20 protein-coding genes and 1 riboswitch are annotated in these 19,456 nt (G+C 65.8%); of the genes, 10 read left to right on the forward strand and 10 right to left on the reverse strand.

From position 1 onward, the window contains the following. Positions 1-27: 27 nt before the first annotated feature. Positions 28-2,421, reverse strand: a complete 2,394-nt coding sequence (locus tag ACFFWD_RS14155) for a heavy metal translocating P-type ATPase (protein ID WP_376966012.1) — start codon at positions 2,419-2,421, stop codon at positions 28-30. Positions 2,422-2,486: 65 nt separating this feature from the next. On the opposite strand from ACFFWD_RS14155, the gene ACFFWD_RS14160 reads away from it, so the two are divergent. Beyond that, positions 2,487-2,762, forward strand: coding sequence for a metal-sensitive transcriptional regulator (locus tag ACFFWD_RS14160; RefSeq protein ID WP_376966052.1), 276 nt, complete (start codon positions 2,487-2,489; stop codon positions 2,760-2,762). A 201-nt stretch (positions 2,763-2,963) separates the two neighbouring features. On the opposite strand, the gene ychF is transcribed toward ACFFWD_RS14160, so the two are convergent. From ychF to ACFFWD_RS14180, 4 genes are all read right to left on the reverse strand, one after another. After that, positions 2,964-4,061 carry a redox-regulated ATPase YchF gene (gene ychF / locus ACFFWD_RS14165; RefSeq protein ID WP_376966014.1) on the reverse strand — a complete coding sequence of 366 codons (1,098 nt, stop codon included), beginning with the start codon at positions 4,059-4,061 and terminating at the stop codon, positions 2,964-2,966. Between the two features lie 59 nt (positions 4,062-4,120). After that, positions 4,121-4,735 (reverse strand): aminoacyl-tRNA hydrolase, encoded by a 615-nt coding sequence (pth, locus tag ACFFWD_RS14170; protein ID WP_376966016.1) that lies wholly within the window; start codon positions 4,733-4,735, stop codon positions 4,121-4,123. Positions 4,736-4,790: 55 nt separating this feature from the next. Beyond that, positions 4,791-5,519: a 50S ribosomal protein L25/general stress protein Ctc gene (locus ACFFWD_RS14175; RefSeq protein WP_376966018.1), complete on the reverse strand. Its 729-nt coding sequence runs from the start codon at positions 5,517-5,519 to the stop codon at positions 4,791-4,793. Between the two features lie 276 nt (positions 5,520-5,795). Beyond that, complete coding sequence (locus tag ACFFWD_RS14180; RefSeq protein ID WP_376966020.1) at positions 5,796-6,056, reverse strand: accessory factor UbiK family protein; 261 nt, start codon at positions 6,054-6,056, stop codon at positions 5,796-5,798. Positions 6,057-6,241: 185 nt separating this feature from the next. Between ACFFWD_RS14180 and ACFFWD_RS14185 the strand changes: the two genes are divergently transcribed. The 7 genes from ACFFWD_RS14185 (at position 6,242) to ACFFWD_RS14215 (ending at position 12,580) form a co-directional block, all read left to right on the forward strand. After that, the gene (locus ACFFWD_RS14185) at positions 6,242-6,976 is read left to right on the forward strand and encodes a dienelactone hydrolase family protein (RefSeq protein ID WP_376966022.1); all 735 of its coding nucleotides are present in this window, start codon (positions 6,242-6,244) and stop codon (positions 6,974-6,976) included. Positions 6,977-6,991: 15 nt separating this feature from the next. Beyond that, on the forward strand, positions 6,992-7,834 hold the full coding sequence (lgt, locus tag ACFFWD_RS14190; RefSeq protein WP_376966024.1) for a prolipoprotein diacylglyceryl transferase: 843 nt from the start codon (positions 6,992-6,994) through the stop codon (positions 7,832-7,834). Between the two features lie 68 nt (positions 7,835-7,902). Continuing rightward, a complete protein-coding gene (locus ACFFWD_RS14195) occupies positions 7,903-8,964 on the forward strand; it encodes a class I SAM-dependent methyltransferase (protein WP_376966054.1) in 1,062 nt (353 codons plus the stop codon). Further along, positions 8,961-9,728, forward strand: a complete 768-nt coding sequence (gene pgeF, locus ACFFWD_RS14200) for a peptidoglycan editing factor PgeF (RefSeq protein ID WP_376966026.1) — start codon at positions 8,961-8,963, stop codon at positions 9,726-9,728. The genes ACFFWD_RS14195 and pgeF overlap by 4 nt, the downstream gene beginning before the upstream one ends. A gap of 73 nt (positions 9,729-9,801) precedes the next feature. Continuing rightward, the gene (locus tag ACFFWD_RS14205) at positions 9,802-10,734 is read left to right on the forward strand and encodes a MerR family transcriptional regulator (protein ID WP_376966028.1); all 933 of its coding nucleotides are present in this window, start codon (positions 9,802-9,804) and stop codon (positions 10,732-10,734) included. A 106-nt stretch (positions 10,735-10,840) separates the two neighbouring features. Next, positions 10,841-11,458: a hypothetical protein gene (locus tag ACFFWD_RS14210; RefSeq protein WP_376966030.1), complete on the forward strand. Its 618-nt coding sequence runs from the start codon at positions 10,841-10,843 to the stop codon at positions 11,456-11,458. A 168-nt stretch (positions 11,459-11,626) separates the two neighbouring features. Next, positions 11,627-12,580: a ribose-phosphate pyrophosphokinase gene (locus tag ACFFWD_RS14215; RefSeq protein WP_376966032.1), complete on the forward strand. Its 954-nt coding sequence runs from the start codon at positions 11,627-11,629 to the stop codon at positions 12,578-12,580. A gap of 57 nt (positions 12,581-12,637) precedes the next feature. Here ACFFWD_RS14215 and ACFFWD_RS14220 read toward each other — a convergent pair whose 3' ends face one another. Next, positions 12,638-13,444 carry an SDR family NAD(P)-dependent oxidoreductase gene (locus ACFFWD_RS14220; protein WP_376966034.1) on the reverse strand — a complete coding sequence of 269 codons (807 nt, stop codon included), beginning with the start codon at positions 13,442-13,444 and terminating at the stop codon, positions 12,638-12,640. A 275-nt stretch (positions 13,445-13,719) separates the two neighbouring features. Beyond that, positions 13,720-14,286 (reverse strand): 6,7-dimethyl-8-ribityllumazine synthase, encoded by a 567-nt coding sequence (locus ACFFWD_RS14225; protein ID WP_376966036.1) that lies wholly within the window; start codon positions 14,284-14,286, stop codon positions 13,720-13,722. Positions 14,287-14,363: 77 nt separating this feature from the next. Continuing rightward, positions 14,364-14,515, reverse strand: a riboswitch (FMN riboswitch). Between the two features lie 445 nt (positions 14,516-14,960). On the opposite strand from ACFFWD_RS14225, the gene ACFFWD_RS14230 reads away from it, so the two are divergent. Both ACFFWD_RS14230 and proC read left to right on the forward strand, forming a co-directional pair. Next, complete coding sequence (locus ACFFWD_RS14230) at positions 14,961-15,461, forward strand: type III secretion system chaperone family protein (protein ID WP_376966038.1); 501 nt, start codon at positions 14,961-14,963, stop codon at positions 15,459-15,461. Positions 15,462-15,706: 245 nt separating this feature from the next. After that, positions 15,707-16,471: a pyrroline-5-carboxylate reductase gene (gene proC, locus ACFFWD_RS14235; protein WP_376966056.1), complete on the forward strand. Its 765-nt coding sequence runs from the start codon at positions 15,707-15,709 to the stop codon at positions 16,469-16,471. Positions 16,472-16,582: 111 nt separating this feature from the next. On the opposite strand, the gene ACFFWD_RS14240 is transcribed toward proC, so the two are convergent. The 3 genes from ACFFWD_RS14240 to hisS all read right to left on the reverse strand — a co-directional run bounded on the left by ACFFWD_RS14240 (position 16,583) and on the right by hisS (position 18,950). Then, complete coding sequence (locus tag ACFFWD_RS14240; RefSeq protein WP_376966040.1) at positions 16,583-16,993, reverse strand: thioesterase family protein; 411 nt, start codon at positions 16,991-16,993, stop codon at positions 16,583-16,585. A 133-nt stretch (positions 16,994-17,126) separates the two neighbouring features. Then, positions 17,127-17,327, reverse strand: a complete 201-nt coding sequence (locus ACFFWD_RS14245; protein WP_376966042.1) for a tautomerase family protein — start codon at positions 17,325-17,327, stop codon at positions 17,127-17,129. 117 nt (positions 17,328-17,444) lie between these two features. After that, complete coding sequence (gene hisS / locus ACFFWD_RS14250) at positions 17,445-18,950, reverse strand: histidine--tRNA ligase (RefSeq protein WP_376966044.1); 1,506 nt, start codon at positions 18,948-18,950, stop codon at positions 17,445-17,447. Between the last annotated feature and the right edge of the window lie 506 nt (positions 18,951-19,456).

Here is a 19,456-nt window from a genome sequence, read left to right on the forward strand (position 1 = left end):
TCGCTTACGCTCCATCCGGGCTACAGATCACGAATCCAGCTTCGTCCTTGCCAGCCGCAGCGCGTTGCCGATGACGCTGACCGAGGACAGCGCCATCGCGGCGGCGCCGACCATTGGCGACAGCAGGATGCCGAACAGCGGATAGAGCACACCCGCTGCGATCGGCACGCCGGCGGCGTTGTAGACGAAGGCGAAGGCCAGGTTCTGACGGATGTTGCGCATGGTCGCGACCGACAGGCGCCGCGCGCGCACGAGGCCCATCAGGTCGCCGGTCAACAGCGTGATCCCGGCGCTCTCGATCGCGACATCGGTGCCGCCGCCCATGGCGACGCCGACATCGGCCGCGGCCAGCGCCGGCGCGTCATTGACGCCGTCGCCGACCATCGCAACCGTGCGGCCCTCGCCGCGCAGCCGCTGCACCACCTCGCTCTTGCGCTCCGGCAGCACGCCGGCCTCGACCTCGTCGATGCCGAGCCTGCCCGCCACCGCGCGCGCAGTCGTCACATTGTCGCCGGTCAGCATCACGATGCGCAGGCCATCGGCGCGCAACGCCTGCAGCGCGCTTGTTGCCGACGGCTTGATCGGATCGGCGATCGAAATGACGCCGGCGGGGCGATGATCGATCGCGACCAGGATCGCGGTCGCGCCATCCCGCCGCGCGGCCTCGGCCGGCGTCTCGAGCACGCTGGTCGCGATCTTCAGCTCATCCATCAGCATGGCATTGCCGAGCGCGACCGGGCGGCCTTCGACGATGCCGGTCGCGCCCTTGCCGGCCGGCGAGGCAAAGTCGCTGACCGCAGCTTGTGTCAGCTTGCGCGCCTTCGCGGCATTGAGAATCGCCAGCGCCAGCGGATGCTCGCTGCCCTGCTCGACGCTGGCGGCGAGCCGCAACACGTCGTTCTCGGTGAAGCCGTGGGCCGGTATCACCGCGGTCACCGTCGGCTTGCCCTCGGTCAGCGTACCGGTCTTGTCGAGCACGAGCGTATCGATCGCCTCCATCCGCTCCAGCGCCTGCGCATCGCGGATCAGGATGCCGGAATGCGCGCCGCGGCCGACGCCGACCATGATCGACATCGGCGTTGCGAGGCCGAGCGCGCAGGGGCAGGCGATGATCAGCACCGTGACGGCGGAAACCAGCGCAAAGGTCAGGCGCGGTTCGGGCCCGAACGTCGCCCAGGCGACGAAGGCGAGCACGGCGGCGGCAATCACCGCCGGCACGAACCAGCCGGCGACGCGGTCGGCCAGCCGCTGGATCGGCGCGCGCGAACGCTGCGCCTTTGCCACCATGTCGACGATGCGCGCCAGCATGGTGTCGCGGCCGATCTTGTCGGCGCGCATCACGAGGCCGCCGCTCTGGTTGACGGTGCCGCCGATCACGTGATCGCCCTCGGCCTTCGACACCGGCATCGACTCGCCGGTGACCATGGATTCGTCGAGCACGGCACGCCCCTCGATCACGACGCCGTCGACCGGGATCTTCTCGCCGGGACGCACGCGCAGGCGATCGCCGACCTTGATGGCGTCGATCTCAACGTCCTCGTCACCATGGTCGGTAATACGGCGCGCGGTCTTCGGCGCCAGACCCAACAGTGCGCGGATCGCACCCGAGGTCTGCGCGCGCGCCCTGAGCTCGAGCACTTGGCCGAGCAGCACCAGCACGGTGATGACGGCGGCCGCCTCGAAATACACCCCGACCGCGCCATGCATGTCGCGGAAGGCGGGCGGGAAGAGCTGCGGCGCAAGCGTCGCGACGACGCTGTAGAGATAGGCGACGCCGACGCCCATCGCGATCAGCGTGAACATGTTGAGATTGCGTGTGAGGAGCGACTGCCAGCCGCGCACGAAGAACGGCGCGCCGGCCCACAGCACGACGGGGGTCGCGAGCACGAAGGAGATCCAGTTCGACAAGTCCTGCGGCACGAGATGCCCCAGCCCGAGATGGCCGCCCATCTCCAGCACGAACACCGGCAGCGTCAGCGCCAGCGCGACCCAGAACCGCCTGGTCATGTCGATCAATTCGGGATCCGGCCCGTCGTCGAGCGATATCTGCTCGGGCTCGAGCGCCATGCCGCAGATCGGGCAGGAGCCGGGGCCGACCTGCCGTATCTCCGGGTGCATCGGGCAGGTGTAGATCGTGCCCGCCGGCATCGGCGGCTCCGCCTCGCGCGGCGTCAGGTACTTGTCCGGCTCGGCCTCAAAGCGCTCGCGGCAGCGGCCGCTGCAGAAGAAATAGTCCTCGCCCCTGTGGTTGAAGCGATGCTTCGCGTTCGCCGGATCGACCTTCATGCCGCAGACCGGATCCGTCGCCAGCGTAGGGTCAGCTGCCACAGGGCCGTGATCATGCTTGCCCGCGCAGCAGGAATGCGCGGCTGCGCTATGGTGATGATGTGTGTGCGAATGGTCGTGCTCTGCGTGTGCCACGAAACTCTTCCCGGCCGGTATTCCGGCCTCTTGATTTGTATACCCTAGGGGGGTATATGAGGCTTATGAGAGAAGAGGTCAAGACATCCTGTTTAAAACGGCTCAAACGGATCGAGGGTCAGATCCGCGGGTTGGCCGCCATGGTCGAGGACGACCGCTACTGCATCGACGTGGTGACGCAGATCGCCGCTGCGCGCGCGGCGCTACGCCGCGTCGAGGAGGAGGTCCTGCGCGATCATGTCGCGCATTGTGTGGAGCATGCGATCTCGTCCGGCGACAAGGCCGACCAGCGGCGCAAGATCGCCGAGCTGATGGATGTGATCGGCCGCGCGGATCGGTAATGCGGAATGAAGCCGCGTCGGATCGGCCTGGCGGCATACACGGTGCACCTCTCCCGCTTGCGGGGGAGGTCGCATTGCATCGAAGATGCGATGCGGGTGGGGGCTTCCTCCACAGAGTGACTCGTGGAGAGAGCCCCCACCCCTGCCCTCCCCCGCAAGCGGGAGAGGGAGAAGATACGTCTCAGCCGAACGAAATCGCGATCAGGTATTGAACCGGAAATGCATGACGTCGCCGTCGGCGACGACATAGTCCTTGCCTTCGAGCCTGAGCTTGCCGGCGTCGCGCGCGCCGGCCTCGCCGTTCAGCGTGACGAAATCGTCGTAGGCGATGGTCTCGGCGCGGATGAAACCCTTCTCGAAATCGGTATGGATCACGCCGGCCGCGGCCGGAGCCTTGGTGCCGCGGTCGATAGTCCAGGCCCGCGCTTCCTTCGGGCCGACGGTGAAATAGGTGATGAGATCGAGCAGCTGGTAGCCGGCGCGGATCAGGCGATCGAGCCCGGCCTCTTCCAGGCCGAGCGTCTCCAGGAAGTCGGCGCGCTCCTCGCGCGACAGCGTCGCGATCTCGGATTCGATCTTGGCGGAGATGACGACCGCGACCGCACCCTCCTCCTTGGCGCGCTCGAACACCGCCTTGGAGAAATTGTTGCCGTCCTTGGCGGAGCCTTCCTCGACGTTGCAGACGTAGAGCACCGGCTTCGACGTCAACAGGCCGAGCATGCGGAACGCGCGCTCCTCTTCCGGCTTGCGCTCCAGCGCGCGGGCCGGCTTGCCGTCGCGCAGCAGCACCAGCGCGCGGTTGACGAGCTCGAGCTGCTCCTTGGCGTCCTTGTCGTTGCCCTTGGCTTTCTTCGAGAGGTTGTCGACGCGCTTTTCCAGGCTGTCGAGATCGGACAGCATCAGCTCGGTCTCGATGGTCTCGATGTCGGCGAGCGGGGCGATCTTGCCCTCGACATGGGTGATGTCGGAATCCTCGAAGCAGCGCACGACATGGGCGATCGCGTCGACCTCGCGGATATTGGCGAGGAACTGGTTGCCGAGACCTTCGCCCTTGGAGGCGCCGCGGACAAGTCCCGCGATGTCGACGAAGGTCAGCCGGGTCGGGATGATCTGCGCCGACTTTGCAACCGCCGACAGCTTGTCCAGCCGCGGATCGGGCACCGCGACCTCGCCGACATTCGGCTCGATGGTGCAGAACGGATAGTTCGCCGCCTGCGCCGCGGCGGTCTCAGTCAGCGCATTGAACAGCGTCGACTTGCCGACATTAGGCAGTCCGACGATTCCGCATTTGAATCCCATATCTTCCTCTATTCGTCTTCGTCATGCCCGGCCTTGTGCCTGACATGACGGCAAGGGGATTAGGCCGGCTTCTCTCCGCCGTTCTCACCCTTGTCGAAAAATCCCTTGGCCTGCATCGCCAGATGCACCTTGTTGGCGAACGAGGCGTCGTGCCCCGTGGCCAGAAGGCCGGCATTGTCGGCGACGGCCTGGCACAGGGCCTCCACCCACGCCCGGTCGCTCTTGGCGAAGTCCGACAGCACGTGGCTGTGAACCAGCTCCTTGACGCCGGGATGACCGATGCCGAGCCGCACCCGGCGGTACTCGTTGCCGATATGCGCCGAGATCGAACGCAACCCGTTATGGCCGGCGATCCCGCCGCCGACCTTCACGCGCACCTTCGCCGGCGGCAGTTCGAGCTCGTCCTGGAACACGGTGACATCCGAGGCCGCGAGCTTGAAGAAGTTCGCCGCCTCCTGCACCGCGCGCCCGGACTCGTTCATGTAGGTGGTCGGCTTCAACAGCACGACCTTCTGATGGTCGAGCACGCCTTCGGCGGTCTCGCCCTGAAAGCGACGGCGCCATGGTGCGAAACCATGACGCCGTGCAATTTCGTCGACCGCCAGGAACCCGATATTGTGCCGGTTGCTGGCGTATTTCGCGCCGGGATTACCGAGACCAACAAAGAGGCGCATGGCGCGGCATCCCATGTCCGCGCGCGTCCCGTGGGTCGCGCGCGGACCTGATCAGTTACTTCTTCTTGTCGCCACCGGCAGGCGCCTTGGCACCCGCGGCCGGAGCGGCAGCACCCGCGGCCGGAGCCGCCGCAGCGGCCGGAGCCGCCGCAGCACCCGCAGCTGGAGCGGCAGCACCGCCGGCAGCCGCCGCAGCCGCGGCTCTCTGCTCTTCGGCGTAGCCGGACGGCGGCACGATGGTAACCAGCGTCGCATCTTCGCGCGCAAGCGACTTCACGCCGGTGGGCAGCTTGATATCGCTCAGATGCAGCGAGTAGTTGATCTCGAGGCTGCCGACATCGGCGTCGATGTACTGCGGAATGTTTTCGACCGAGCATTCGAGCTCGAGCGCGTGGGTGACGATGTTGACGGTGCCGCCTCGCTTGACGCCGGGGGCGGTTTCCGCGTTCACGATGTGCAGCGGCACGCTGACGCGGATGGTGGCGCCTTCGCCGAGCCGCATGAAATCGACATGGATCGGGAAGTCCTTCACCGGATCGAGGTGGAAGTCGCGCGGGATCACGCGGTGCTTCTTGCCCTCGAGATCGATGTCATAGATCGTGGTCAGGAAGCGGCCGGCGAGGATGCGCTGGCGCAGTTCACGATCCTCGACCGAGATGGTGACGGGGGGCTGGTTGTCTCCGTAGATCACTCCGGGAACTCTCCCGGCGCGACGCTCTGCCCGGGCGGCCCCCTTGCCGCTCTTCGGACGCGCGGTCGCCTTCAATTCCTTGACGGTCGCCATGGCGTTAAGTCCTTGTATTTAAAAAGTTAAAGGCCGCAGCGCGGCCCATGCTCAGGTCCACAGCAAGCCTCCAGGGGTGCGGGGGCTGCGGACGTGGCGGGCTTTTAGCCCCAAAGGGGCGAAATGACAAGGAAATGAAGGGATTTTTCTTGGGTTGGCTGCCCCGGCGGGAAGGCAAACCGTAGCCCGGATGAAGCGTAGCGAAATCCGGGGCCATGGCCTCCGCGGGACCAATCCCGGATTGCGCTTCGCTTCATCCGGGCTACAGGCCGCCCCTTAGCCCGCCGCACCGCCGAGCTTGGCCTCCAGCGCGGCGATCCGCGCCTTCAGCGCCTCGTTCTCCTCGCGCGCCAGGCGGGCCATGTCCTTGACCGCCTCGAACTCCTCACGCTTGACCACGTCGAGGTCGCGCAGAATGCGCTCGGCCTGGTTGCGCATAACCTGATCGACCTCGCGCTTGACGCCCTGGGCGGCGCCCGCGGCATCGTTCATCAGACGGCCAATCTCGTCGAAAAACCGGTTGGTGGTCTGGGTCATCTCTCAAAACTCTCCGCGTTCACGGCGACAGGCCGCCCGCAAAGACAATGGCGATCCCAGCGATGCGGTTCAAGTCCGTACCGAATGGCAGGCCATCGGCGGTTCGCCTTGTCATGCCACGGTTTCCTTGTAATCGTATTGAACACACAACAGAAATCGCAAATCACAACGCGAGCAGAAACGTCATGATCGAACACACCGTCGACATCGAGACCAAGGACGGCAAGACCACGACCTTCGTCACCCATCCCGAGCGCGGCGGACCGTTCCCGGTCGTCATCTTCTATATGGACGCGCCGGCGATCCGCGAGGAGCTGCGCGACATGGCGCGCCGGCTCGGCACCTCCGGCTACTACGTGATTCTGCCGAACCTTTACTACCGCTCGGGCGTCATGGAGCTCGGGCCGATACCGCCCGACCCGGACGCGCCGGAGCGCAAGCGCATGTTCGGATACATGAACTCGATCAACATCCCGCTGGTGATGGAAGACACCAAGGCCCTGCTCGCCTATGCCGGGACGCAGAAGGCCGCGAACACCAAGATCATCGGCACCGTCGGCTACTGCATGAGCGGCCGCTACGCGGTGAACGCCGCGACGCACTTCCCCGATCGCGTCAAGGCCGCCGCCTCGGTCTACGGCACGCATCTGGCGACCGACCAGCCCGACAGCCCGCATCTCGCCGCAGGCAAGACCAAGGCCGAACTCTATTTCGCCTGCGCCGAGACCGATATCTACGCGCCGGCCGAGATCATCGAGGAGGTGAAGGCGGGGATGAAGGGATCGCGCAACGAGGTCGAGATCTACCCCGGCACGCATCACGGCTTTGCCTTCCCCAAGCGTCCGGTCTATGACCGCACTGCCGCCGAGCGGCACTGGGAGCGGCTGCTCGCACTCTATCGCCGCAACCTCCTGGCCTGATCCGTAAAGCACACGATGCCGTTCCTGCTGATCGATTTTCCGGTGTTCGATCCCGTTGCGATCTCGCTCGGGCCCGTCGCGATCCGCTGGTATGCGCTGGCCTATATCGGCGGCATCGTGCTGGGCTGGATCTACGCCCGCTCGCTGGTCAGGAAGGAGCGGCTGTGGGGCGGTCCCGGGCCGATCACGCTGCCGCAGCTCGACGACTTCATCCTCTGGGTTACGCTCGGCATCATCGTCGGGGGCCGCACCGGCTATGTGCTGTTCTACAACCTGCCCTTCTTCATCCAGCATCCGGCCGAGATTTTCGAGCTGTGGAAGGGCGGCATGTCGTTCCATGGCGGCTTCATGGGCTGCGTCATCGCGGTGATGTGGTTTGCCCGCCGCAACAACATCTCGATCCTGTCGCTCGGCGACATCACCACCGCGGTCGGCCCAATCGGCCTGTTCCTCGGCCGGCTCGCCAATTTCATCAACAGCGAATTGTGGGGCCGCCACGCGGAGGCGAGCCTGCCCTGGGCGATGATCTTCCCCAATGGCGGGCCGTTGCCGCGCCATCCGAGCCAGCTTTACGAGGCCGGCCTCGAAGGCATCCTGCTGTTTGTGGTGCTGGCCGTGATGATCCGGATGGGGGCGCTCAAGCGCCCCGGCCTGATCCTCGGCAGCTTCATCACGATCTACGGCTTCGCCCGGATCGCGAGCGAGTTTTTCAGGGAGCCCGACCCGCAGCTCGGATTCCTGTGGGGCGGATTAACCATGGGTATGTTGCTGTCGGTGCCGATGATTATTGTCGGCGCTATCATTATTTTGGCTGCCGTCCGCCGCAAGGCGACCGGACCGCAGCCAAGGTCATCTTAAGGAAAGCCGTGAGCGAAACTTCCCCACTCCTGGACGAGATCAGGAAGCTGATCAAATCGTCGGGGCCGATGCCGGTCTGGCGCTACATGGAATTGTGCCTGATGCATCCGCAGTACGGCTACTACGTGTCGCGCGATCCGCTCGGGCGCGAAGGCGATTTCACCACGTCGCCGGAAGTCAGCCAGATGTTCGGCGAGTTGCTCGGGCTGTGGAGCGCGTCGATCTGGAAGGCGATCGGCTCGCCCGCCATGCTGCGGCTCGTCGAGCTTGGTCCCGGCCGCGGCACCATGATGGCGGACGCGCTGCGCGCGCTCCGCGTGCTGCCGCCGCTCTACCAGTCGCTGAGCATCCACCTCGTCGAGGTCAATCCGGTGCTGCGGGAGAGGCAGCGCGCGACACTGTCGGGCGTGCGCAACATCACCTGGCACAGGAGCATCGACGACGTGCCGGAGGGCCCTGCGGTCATTCTCGCCAACGAATATTTCGACGTGCTGCCGATCCACCAGATGGTTCGGCGCGAAACCGGCTGGCACGAACGCACGGTCGGGATGGATGCCAACGGCAATTTGTATTTCGGCACGGCGGCGGAGCCCACCCCACGCTTCGAGGTGCTGCTGCCGGCGCTGGTGCGCGCCGCCCCGCTCGGCGCCGTGTTCGAATGGCGGCCCGACACCGAAATCATGAAGCTCGCCACGCGCGTCCGCGACCAGGACGGCGCGGCACTCATTGTCGACTACGGCCATCTGCGCAGCGACGCCGGCGACACCTTCCAGGCGATCGCACGCCACAGCTTCGCCGACCCCCTGAAGCATCCGGGAGAGGCCGACATCACCGCGCATGTCGATTTCCAGGCGTTGACGCGCGCCGCCGAGGACATCGGCGCACGCGTGCACGGACCGGTGACGCAGGGCGACTTCCTGAAGCGCCTCGGCGTCGAGGCCCGCGCCGCCGGCCTGATGGCCAAGGCAACCCCGGAGGTCTCGGCCGGCATCGCCGGCGCGCTGAAGCGCCTGACCGATTCCGGCCGCGGCGGCATGGGCTCGATGTTCAAGGCGATGGCGGTCTCCGATCCGCGCATCACTTCGATCGCCGGTCTGAGCGATCAGCCTGACGAGGCAAGCCAATCATGACCATGGGATCAGCGTTGCTGTCGGCCATTCCGGGCCTGCGACATGCCTTTTTCTCGCGCGAGGGCGGCGTCTCCGACGGCGTCTACGGCAGCCTCAATGGCGGCCTCGGATCGCGCGACGATCCTGCGAAGGTGATCGAGAACCGACGGCGGATGGCGGAACAGCTCGGCGTACCGCTCGCCAATCTCCTAAGCGTGCACCAGGTCCATTCGCCCGACGTCGCGGTGGCGACCGGGCCATGGGATGGAGCTGCGCGTCCAAAGGCGGATGCACTGGTGACCCGCACCGAAGGTCTCGCGATCTCGGTCACGACCGCCGACTGCGGCCCGATCCTGTTCGTCGATCCCAACGCACGCGTGATCGGCGCAGCGCATGCCGGCTGGAAGGGCGCGCTGACCGGCATCCTGGAATCGACCATCGCTGCGATGGAAAAGCTCGGCGCCGAGCGCAGCGGCATTGTGGCGGCGATCGGCCCGCTGATCCGCCAGGAGTCCTACGAGGTCGGCAACGAGTTCGTCGAGCGCTTCATCGAGGCCGATGCCGAGAACGGCATGTTCTTTGTGCCCGGCGAGCGCGATGGACATGCGATGTTCGATCTCGCCGGCTACATCCGCATGCGGCTGGAGACCGCCGGCGTCTTGATGATCGACGACCTCGGCATCGACACCTATGCCGACGAGCGCTTCTTCAGCTACCGCCGTTCCGTGCACCGCAAGGAAGCCGATTACGGCCGGCTGGTCCACGCCATCGCGCTGGAAGGCTGAGTCCGGCGCCCTCACTAGCGTCGTGCGACAACGACCTTGACTCTCCACTTGGTGGAGACCGGACAACGCACGCATGACACAACGCACCTACAGTATCGGCGAGGCGGCGCGGCTCAGCGGGATTTCCGTCCGCAAGCTCCGCTTCTATTCGGACCAGGGCTTGCTGCCACCGGCCGGCCGGACCGCGAGCGGCTACCGCGTCTTCACCGACGCCGAGCTGGTTCGCCTCGACCTGATCCGTTGCCTGCGCGATGCGGGTCTCGGTCTCGACGTCATCCGTGAGGTCCTGTCGCAGGAACTGTCGCTGACCGAGGCGCTGCGACTGCGCCTCGAGGCGCTGGAGGCCGAGATCGCGGCGCAGCGCCGCGTCGCCTCGACACTGCGGGCTGCGTTGCGTTCACCGCAACTCACCGAAGCAGATCTGAGGAGATTCTGGACCATGACGCAGCTATCCCGCGCCGAGCGCCGCAACGTCGTCGAACGCTTCTACGAAAAGGTGTCCGACGGCATCAACATCGATCAGAAATGGATACGGCAGATGATCGAGACGAGCGTGCCCGAACTGCCGGACGAGCCGACACCGGAGCAATGCGACGCCTGGATCGAACTGTCGGAGATGCTCAACGACCCCTCCCTCATCGCCAACATGCGCAACAATGCCAAGGACGTCTGGGATCGTCACGCGCTGGACCTCCCTGCCTGGCAAAAGGCCAACCAAGCCGTGCTCGCGCGAGCCAAGGAGGCGATCGCGCACGGCCTCGCGCCGACGTCGGACACGGGCCAGGCGCTGGCGCGCGACTGGCTGGAGACGTCGGCCCGGCTGTTGGGGCGGGAACCCAACCTGGAATTCCGTATCTGGCTTCGCGGCAGATATGCGCTGCACGACGCCCGCGCAGCCCGTTACTGGGAGCTGGTCGCCATCATGCGCGGCCTGCCGCCCGACAGTAGCCCGAACCGGGAATGGGCCTGGATCACCGAGGCCATGCAGCATCACCTGGCCGACTGAGGAAGGAATTCCGTCCCTCGCCCTGCGCTTGACCGGCTCGATCGGTTAAGCGCTGTGGCCGTCCTGCCCTAGACGTTAAGGCCTTTTAACGATATCGCAGGACGCAATGAGGGAAGCGTCAAAAAGCCCGTTCCAAACTGGGACAGTGGTGCGTGCCACGATCGCGGCGACGTGGCTTGCGATCGCCTGCGCGCTCGGCGGCTGCGCCAGCGGCGGTGGCGTGGCCGATTCCTATGCGATGGCCGCGCCCAGCGGCGGCGCCACCATTGCCTTCGAGTCGATCGACGGTCCGCCGCCGCAAGTGTTCGACCGCATGGTCGGCGTGCTCGACAGCGAGTCCAAGCTGCGCAGCCTCGCGATCGTGTCGCGCGAGGGCGGCGCCGCCTATCGCGTGCGCAGCTATCTCTCGGCGCAGGTGGTGCGCGGCCGCACCGTGATCTCCTGGGTGTGGGACGTCTACGACAGCAACCAGCAGCGTGCGCTGCGGCTCTCCGGCGAGGAGCCGGCCGGCAAGGCCGGGCGCGACGCCTGGGCCGCCGCTGACGACCTCGTCCTGCGCAAGATCGCGCAAGCCGGCCTCAGCGGCCTCGCCGGCATGATCAATGGCGGCCCGGCGGAGACCCCCGCGCCAGCCCCGGTACCGGGCCTGCGCGGACCCGCGGTCGCGACAGCCCCGGCCGCGGCCGCCGCCGAGACCTTGGCGCTCGGATATTCCGCCAACTAACCCCCGCGTGACCCCGGATAAGGGCCATTTTTGACCGGGAAAACCGGGCTAATGGGTTGCCAGCCAAGCCGCCCGCCTGATATTCCCTCGCCCACCGAAAACCCGCCGGTTCTATAGGGACTTGAGATGCTGAACGTCGTATCCAGCAAGGCGCGGGGGGAAGCATCGATGTCGGCAAAAAACGGATCAATCAAGCTCGTCGCCGGCAACTCCAATCCTGCGCTGGCGCAGGATATCGCCAAGGGGCTCGGCATCGAGCTGACCAAGGCCGTGGTCCGGCGTTTCGCCGACATGGAGATCTTCGTCGAGATCCAGGAGAACATCCGCGGCTCGGACATGTTCATCCTGCAGTCGACGTCGTATCCGGCGAACGACAATTTGATGGAGCTCCTGATCATCACCGACGCGCTGCGCCGCGCCTCGGCGCGCCGCATCACCGCTGTCGTGCCCTATTTCGGCTATGCCCGTCAGGACCGGAAATCCGGTTCGCGCACGCCGATTTCGGCCAAGCTCGTCGCCAACCTGATCTCGCGCGCCGGCGTCGACCGCGTCATGACGCTCGACCTGCATGCCGGCCAGATCCAGGGCTTCTTCGACATCCCGACCGACAATCTGTTCGCGGCGCCCCTGATGGTGCGCGATATCAGAGAGAAGTTCGACCTCGCCAAGGTGATGGTGGTGTCGCCCGACGTCGGCGGCGTGGCGCGCGCCCGCGGCCTCGCCAAGCGCATCAACACGCCGCTCGCGATCGTCGACAAGCGCCGCGAGCGCCCCGGTGAATCCGAGGTGATGAACGTGATCGGCGACGTCGCCGGCTACAACTGCATCCTGGTCGACGACATCGTCGATTCCGGCGGCACGCTGGTGAACGCGGCTGAGGCCTTGATCGCCCACGGCGCCAAGGAGGTCTCGGCCTACATCACCCACGGCGTTTTGTCCGGCGGCGCGGCCGCACGTATCGCCTCGTCGCGGCTGAAGGAATTGGTCATCACCGACTCGATCCTGCCGACGGACGCCGTCAACAAGGCGCCGAACATCCGCCAGATCTCGATCGCCGGCCTGATCGCCGAAGCGATCGGCCGCACCGCGGCCGAAGAGTCGGTCTCGAGCCTGTTCGATTAACTCGCTGTCGTCCCGGCTCAAGGCCGGGACGACACCGAGTTTGCGGCCGCCACCGCCTCAAAACCCCGGCCGCGGCACGTGGCTCATCAACGTCCGCACGTAGCCGCCATCGACGATGATCTCCTCGCCGTTGACATAGGATGCGCGGTCACTGGCGAGGAACAGGATCGCGTCCGCCATGTCCTGCGGCGCGCCGATCCGGCGCATCGGCACCACGGCGGTGCGGCGCTCGGTGACCCCAGGCGTATCGTAGAATGCCTGGCTCATCGGCGTGACCACGAGGCCGGGGCTCACGACGTTGCTGCGAATGCCATGCGGTCCCCATTCGGCCGCGAGCTGCTGCGACAGCATGATCACGCCGGCCTTGCTGACGCTGTAGGCGCCGCTCTGCCCCTGCGCATTGCTGCCGGCGATCGAGGCGACATGGACGAGGCTGCCGCGACCCGCTTTTCGCATCTGCCCGCCGAACGCCTGCGCGCAGAGGAAATAGCCGGTGAGGTTGACCGCGAGCACCGCATTCCACTCGGCGAGCGAGAGGGTATCGAGCCCACCCGGGCGCAGCACCGCTGCGGTGTTGACGAGGATGCCGCACGGCGCGAGCGCGCGCTCGATCGTTTCTGCCGCTGTCGCCACGCTCTCGGCGCTCGTCGTATCGCAGAGCGCGATCAGATGATCGTCGCCGATCTCGCCAAGCTTCGCCTTGGTCTCATCGAGCCCGCGTTCGTCACGGTCGATCGCGGCGACTTTCGCACCGGCGCGGGCAAGGCTGACGGCGGTGGCGCGGCCGATGCCGCCGCCTCCGCCGGTGACAATTGCGATGCGGCCTGACAGGCCGAGCCAGTCGGTGGAATGCTGTTCGCTCATGCCCGCGCCTCCGGTTCGTCTGATCTTAGGCCCGCAAGCATAACCGAACGCAGGGCAGGCGCACGCGATCCCGGCACGCATGCCGGAATCGCGTTTGCATACTAGGTCGAAATTGGCGACCGCGGAGACGCTGCGCCCCCTCTCCCGCTTGCGGGGGAGGGTTGGGGTGGGGGTATCGCCGCGAGTCACACTGTGGAGAGAGCCCCCACCCGCATTGCATCTTCGATGCAATGCGACCTCCCCCGCAAGCGGGAGAGGTGAAGCGAGTCTGCGGATTAGCCCGCGATCCCCGCCGCGACTTGGCCGCGCAGGCGTTCCAGGCTGAGCAGCGTATTGGCGCAGGCTTGCGCCACCTCGACACCCTTGATCGCGAAGTGCTTGCGGAAGAAGTCGAAATGCACCTCGGTCTCGTGGAACTGCTGCGGCGTCAGCACCGCCGAGAACACCGGCACCTCGGTGCGCAGCTGCACGTCCATCAGCGCCTTGATCACGGTGTCGGCGACGAACTCGTGGCGGTAGATGCCGCCATCGACGACGAGGCCTGCGGCGACGATCGCGGTGTAGCGGCGCGTCTTCGCCAGGATCTGCGCATGCAGCGGGATCTCGAACGAGCCCGGCACCTCGAACACATCGATATTGGTGATGTGCCGCGCCTCGATCTCCCTCAGGAACGCGATGCGGCACTCCTCCACCACATCGCGATGCCAGGACGCCTGCACGAACGCGACGCGCTGCGGTTTTGCAAAGCGCGGATGTTCCACCGCCGGCGGTGCCGCCGGTGGATCGGAGGTGACTTCGGCTTGGGAGGTTTGGAGGTCTTGGTCTTGCAACATCTGATTCATGGCTTTCCTCTTTCAGGACCAGAATCAGGGCATACGGACAACGACATTGACCCACGCGAAAACGCGCGGGCCGCCGCAACCGTTCTCTTTCATCCGGACTGTAACCGTCGGCTTCGGAGTTGCACCGAATCTGCTGACCCTTCCCCGACTTCGCGAAGAAGGCGCTCGCGGGCTTGGGCTCATCGCCCTTACCGCCGGTGGGGACTTTCACCCCGCCCTGAGAACATCGGCCCGCCCGGGATGGACGTGCCTGACAGGAAATATGACCAAACCGCGACAGCCCGGCAAGCCGTTTTGGCATGGGAAATCGGCATGTCCCCATGCCCGGCAAGCGAGTCTGGCAACGGCCTTTTGGACCGATATTCGCCAAATCACAGCGCGCGGCGCGACGAACCAAATGGTTAACAAATCGTTACGCGAGCAATTCCGATTCCGATTTGTTCTCAAATTAATAGATGGGGCGAGATGAGCTGTGGACGAGCCGCGCTTTGGCTGTGGACGGACTCGGCGTGCGGTTGCGCGGATTCCGCAAATCACATCACTTCATGCCCGTCAGTTCCCGGACCAACCGGAAAGCCCGATCGAGGAACTGCACTCGGCTACGATGCAATGTGTCGCGCGTGCCGGCCTCAGTGTGCGTATCAACAGAGCATAAGAACAAGGGTCGAGACGGCATGTCCCTCCTCGAAGGCATTATCGATTCCCGGAGTAATCCGCTTGCGGTGGTCGAGGATATCGCCACCGACAACAACTGGGCGTTCGAGCGTTCCGGCGAAGACGAGGTGACGATCGTCTCCAAGGGCGACTGGACCGACTATCAGCTCTCCTTCACCTGGATGGGCGAGATCGAGGCGCTGCATCTGGCCTGCGCCTTCGACATGAAGATTCCCCAGGCGCGGCGCGCCGAGGTGCAGCGGCTGATCGCCGCGATCAACGAGCAATTGTGGGTCGGCCATTACGATCTCTGGACCCACACCGGCATGATCATGCATCGCCAGGCGCTGGTGCTGCCGGCCGGCCTCACCGCCTCTACCGCGCAATGCGAGAGCATGCTGGTCAACGCGATCCACGCCTGCGAGCGCTATTACCCTGCGTTCCAGTTCGTGGTCTGGGCCGGCAAGTCGGCCGAGGAAGCGATGTCGGCGGCGATGTTCGACACCCAGGGCGAGGCGTAAGGGTCTCGCTCCAGCGCTTCAGCAAATTCGGTGTCGTCCCGGCGAAGGCCGGGACCCATACTCCGTGACCGCGGGGCTCACGCAAACTGCTTGTGGCTGATCGCTCGCCTCACTAGAACCGCCTGTGGTTATGGGTCCCGGCCTTCGCCGGGACGACGCGAGAGTTTGTGGAGCGACCCGTGAACACATCCAGCAGCGCACTGAAAAACACCACCGGCACGATCGCGCTTGCGGGCGCGGGCAAGATGGGCGGCGCGATGCTGACCGGCTGGCTGGCGCAGGGGCTTGCGCCCGAGCGGGTCGTGGTGATCGATCCGCATCTTGCGCCCGAGATCTCCGCGCTCGCCGGCAAGGGCGTTCGCCTCAATCCGTCGGCGCAGGACACCGGCGCGGTCGACACGCTCGTGGTCGCGGTGAAGCCGCAGTCCTTCCGCGAGGCCGGCGCGGCGCTGAAGCAATTTGTCGGGCCGTCCACGCTGGTGGTCTCGATCATGGCCGGCACGACGATGTCGGCACTCGAGGAGGTCTGCGGCGGCATGGTGGTGCGCGCGATGCCGAACACGCCGGCGGCGATCGGCCGCGGCATCACCGTCGCTGTCCCCGCAAAGACCGTCAGCGCCGCGCAGCGCGCCACCGCGGATGCGCTGCTGCGCGCCACCGGCCCCGTCGAATGGGTCGACGATGAAAGCCTGATGGACGCGGTGACCGCGGTCTCCGGCTCCGGCCCGGCCTATGTGTTCCTGCTGGCCGAAGAGCTCGCGCGCGCCGGCGTCGCCGCCGGCCTCCCCGAAGCGCTCGCCACCACCCTTGCCCGCGCGACCGTCGCCGGCTCCGGCGAATTGCTGCATCGCTCGGATTTGCCGTCGGCGACCTTGCGACAGAATGTCACCTCGCCCGGCGGCACCACGGCCGCAGCGCTCAAGGTGCTGATGGCCAAGGACGGCCTGCAGCCGCTGATGACCCGCGCCATCGCCGCGGCGACCAAGCGCTCGAAGGAATTGGCGAAGTAGGCGCCTTGGCAGAATCGTAGGGTGGGCAAAGCGCAGCGTGCCCACCATCGCGAGCACGCCGTGAATGGTGGGCACGGCGCAAGCGCGCCTTTGCCCACCCTACGCACTACGCTACGACTGAGCGTCCGACGTCCCGGCAAGCCGCCGGTTAAAACTCTCGACATTGATGAGGCCGCGGGCGTGGCGGCCTTCGCCGAGCTTGCGCGTGCCCTCAAAGGCCTCGACCTCGAAGCGGATGACGCGGCGCTCGACCGCGACCACCTTGGCGGTGGTCCGCACCGTGGCGCCGACCAGGGCGGCGGCGCGATGGCGGACGTCCACCTCCGTACCGACCGTGACCCATCCCGGTTGCAGCGAAGCTCGGATGGCGTCGCCCGACGCCATCTCCATGTCCAGGATCATCATCGGCGTCGCATAGACCATCGGCATGCCCGGCACGAAATGCCCGACCGTGCGCTCCGGCGGCACCACGAGCATGCGCTCCGCGCTCATGCCGATCTTGATGAAGTCGCGTGCGTCCATGGTGCCTGCTTGTCATTCCGGGGCGCGCGAAGCGCGAACCCGGAATCTGGAGATTGCGGATCGAGATTCCCCGATGTGCAATTGCACATCTGAGGTTCAGCCCTGCGGGCTGCCCCGGAATGACGCTAACGCGTCACTTCTGCGCGGTCTTGCGCTCGACGAAGGTCTTGCCGCCCTTCATCTTGTGATGCAGCGGCGCCTCGTTGATCTGGATCACGACAGCTTCCGCGTCGACGCCGAGGTTCTTCACCAGCGCCTGCGTGATATCGCGCATCATGCCGACCTTCTGCTCCTCGGTGCGGCCGGCGGCCATGCTGATGGTGATCTCGGGCATTTTGGTCTCCCTTTATTTTCGTCATGGCCGGGCTTGTCCCGGCCATCCACGTCCTTTTCTATCAAACAAGACGTGGACATCAGGCACAAGGCCGGGCATCGCGTCAGAAGCGAATGGCTATCCCCACATCACGTCATGGCGCGCCAGGACCTCGCGCACCTTGGCGACGAGATCGGCTTCCGCGCAGGAGAACTGCGCGGGGCGCGTTTCGCGCCATTCCTGGTTGGAGGCGATCGCGGCCGCGGCCTTGGCGCCCTCGATCAGGTCCTTGATCTGCACCTCGCCGCGCGCCTTTTCGTCCGAGCCCTGGATGATGACGCAGGGCGAGTTGCGGCGATCGGCATATTTGAGCTGGTTGCCCATGTTCTTGGGGTTGCCGAGATAGAGCTCGGCGCGGATATCAGCGTTGCGCAGCTCCGCGACCATCTTCTGGTAGTCGGCGACGCGGTCGCGATCGAACACGGTGACGACCACCGGCCCGAACTCGGGCCGCGTGTCGAGCTTGCCGAGCATGGTGAGCGCGGCCTGCAGCCGCGACACGCCGATCGAAAATCCGGTCGCCGGCACCGGCTCGCCGCGGAAGCGCGAGACCAGCCCGTCATAGCGCCCGCCGCCGCCGACCGAGCCGAACCGCACCGGCCGGCCCTTCTCGTCCTTGGTTTCCAGCTTGAGTTCCACCTCGTAGACCGGGCCCGTGTAGTACTCGAGACCGCGGACTACGGAGGAATCGATACGAATGCGGTCGGAGTATTCGCCGACAAACGAAATAATATCGCGAAGCTCCTTCTGACCTTCAACTCCTACGCTTTGATCGAAGCGGGCCTGCAACTCTTTCAGTGGGGCGTACTCGTCCTCCTTCATCTCGGAAGACTGCCCGACCGCGCTGAGCACGAACGTCGCTTGAATATGATCGAGGCCGGCGCCCTTGGTGAAATCACCCTTTCCTTCCTCACCACCATCCCAACGCCCAGGTCCGAGCAGCTTGCGCACCTCGCCGACGGGAAACTTGTCGAGCTTATCCACGGCGCGCATGACGGTCAGCCACCGGCCTTCGTCCGCAATGCCGAGCGCGTCTCGAACCCCATCAAGCACCTTGCGATTATTGACTTTCACTTCATAGGAGCCGCGCGGAATGCCGAGCGCTTCCATCGTGTCGGCGGCCATCATGCACATTTCGGCGTCAGCCGCGGGCGAAGCCGATCCCACGGTATCCGCATCGAACTGCATGAACTGGCGGAAGCGGCCGGGGCCGGGCTTCTCGTTGCGGAACACGTAGCCGAAGCGATAGGAGCGATAGGGCTTCGGCAGGTGATCGAAATTCTCGGCGACGTAGCGGGCGAGCGGCGCGGTCAGGTCGTAGCGCAGCGAGATCCACTGCTCGTCATCGTCCTGGAACGAGAACACGCCCTCGTTGGGACGGTCCTGGTCGGGCAGGAACTTGCCGAGCGCATCGGTGTACTCCATCGCCGGCGTCTCCACCGGCTCGAAGCCATAAAGCTCGTAGACGGCGCGGATCTTCTCCACCATCTGGCGCGTGGCCGCGATCGCGGCGGGACCGCGGTCCTCCAGCCCGCGCGGCAGGCGCGCCTTCAATTTCTGCGGTTTTTTCGGTTTGTCGGCCATGTCATGCGTCGCAAGGCTGCAAGTCGGATTTGACCTGCAAATCTGACGCGGAGTTACCAGCCGGGGCGCAAGGCGGCAAGCGCCGCCGGCGGGCGAGGAGCCCCAATTTGAGCAGATCCGGCCGGAAGAACCTCGCCTCCCCGCGTCCAGCGGCGCGAACGCGACGTCACCGTCATGATCTACCGGCGCCGCGCCGCTTGCCACTGATTTGCCCGACGAGGCAAGCCCCCGCGCGAAAAATATTTCGGTTTTTCGGAAGTGCAAATCAGTGTATGAATCCGCCCGTCTCACCCGATTGAGGGGCGCTTCGCGATCGTCACGAGTGTTGGGTTGGGATGCGGTGGACGCTGAGCGCGTGACTGACGAGCACGCGAGATAGCGGACGGCGAAGTCGTGTGGTCCTGACGCCCCAGTGGCAGGTGTCTCTCCCGGGACGGAAGCGTCTCGCGGATGACGGTGACAAACAAGCCCGGTCTCGCCGGCTATCTAATGCACACATCTTTGTT

This window comes from Bradyrhizobium erythrophlei, assembly GCF_042430365.1.
Lineage (GTDB): Bacteria > Pseudomonadota > Alphaproteobacteria > Rhizobiales > Xanthobacteraceae > Bradyrhizobium > Bradyrhizobium erythrophlei.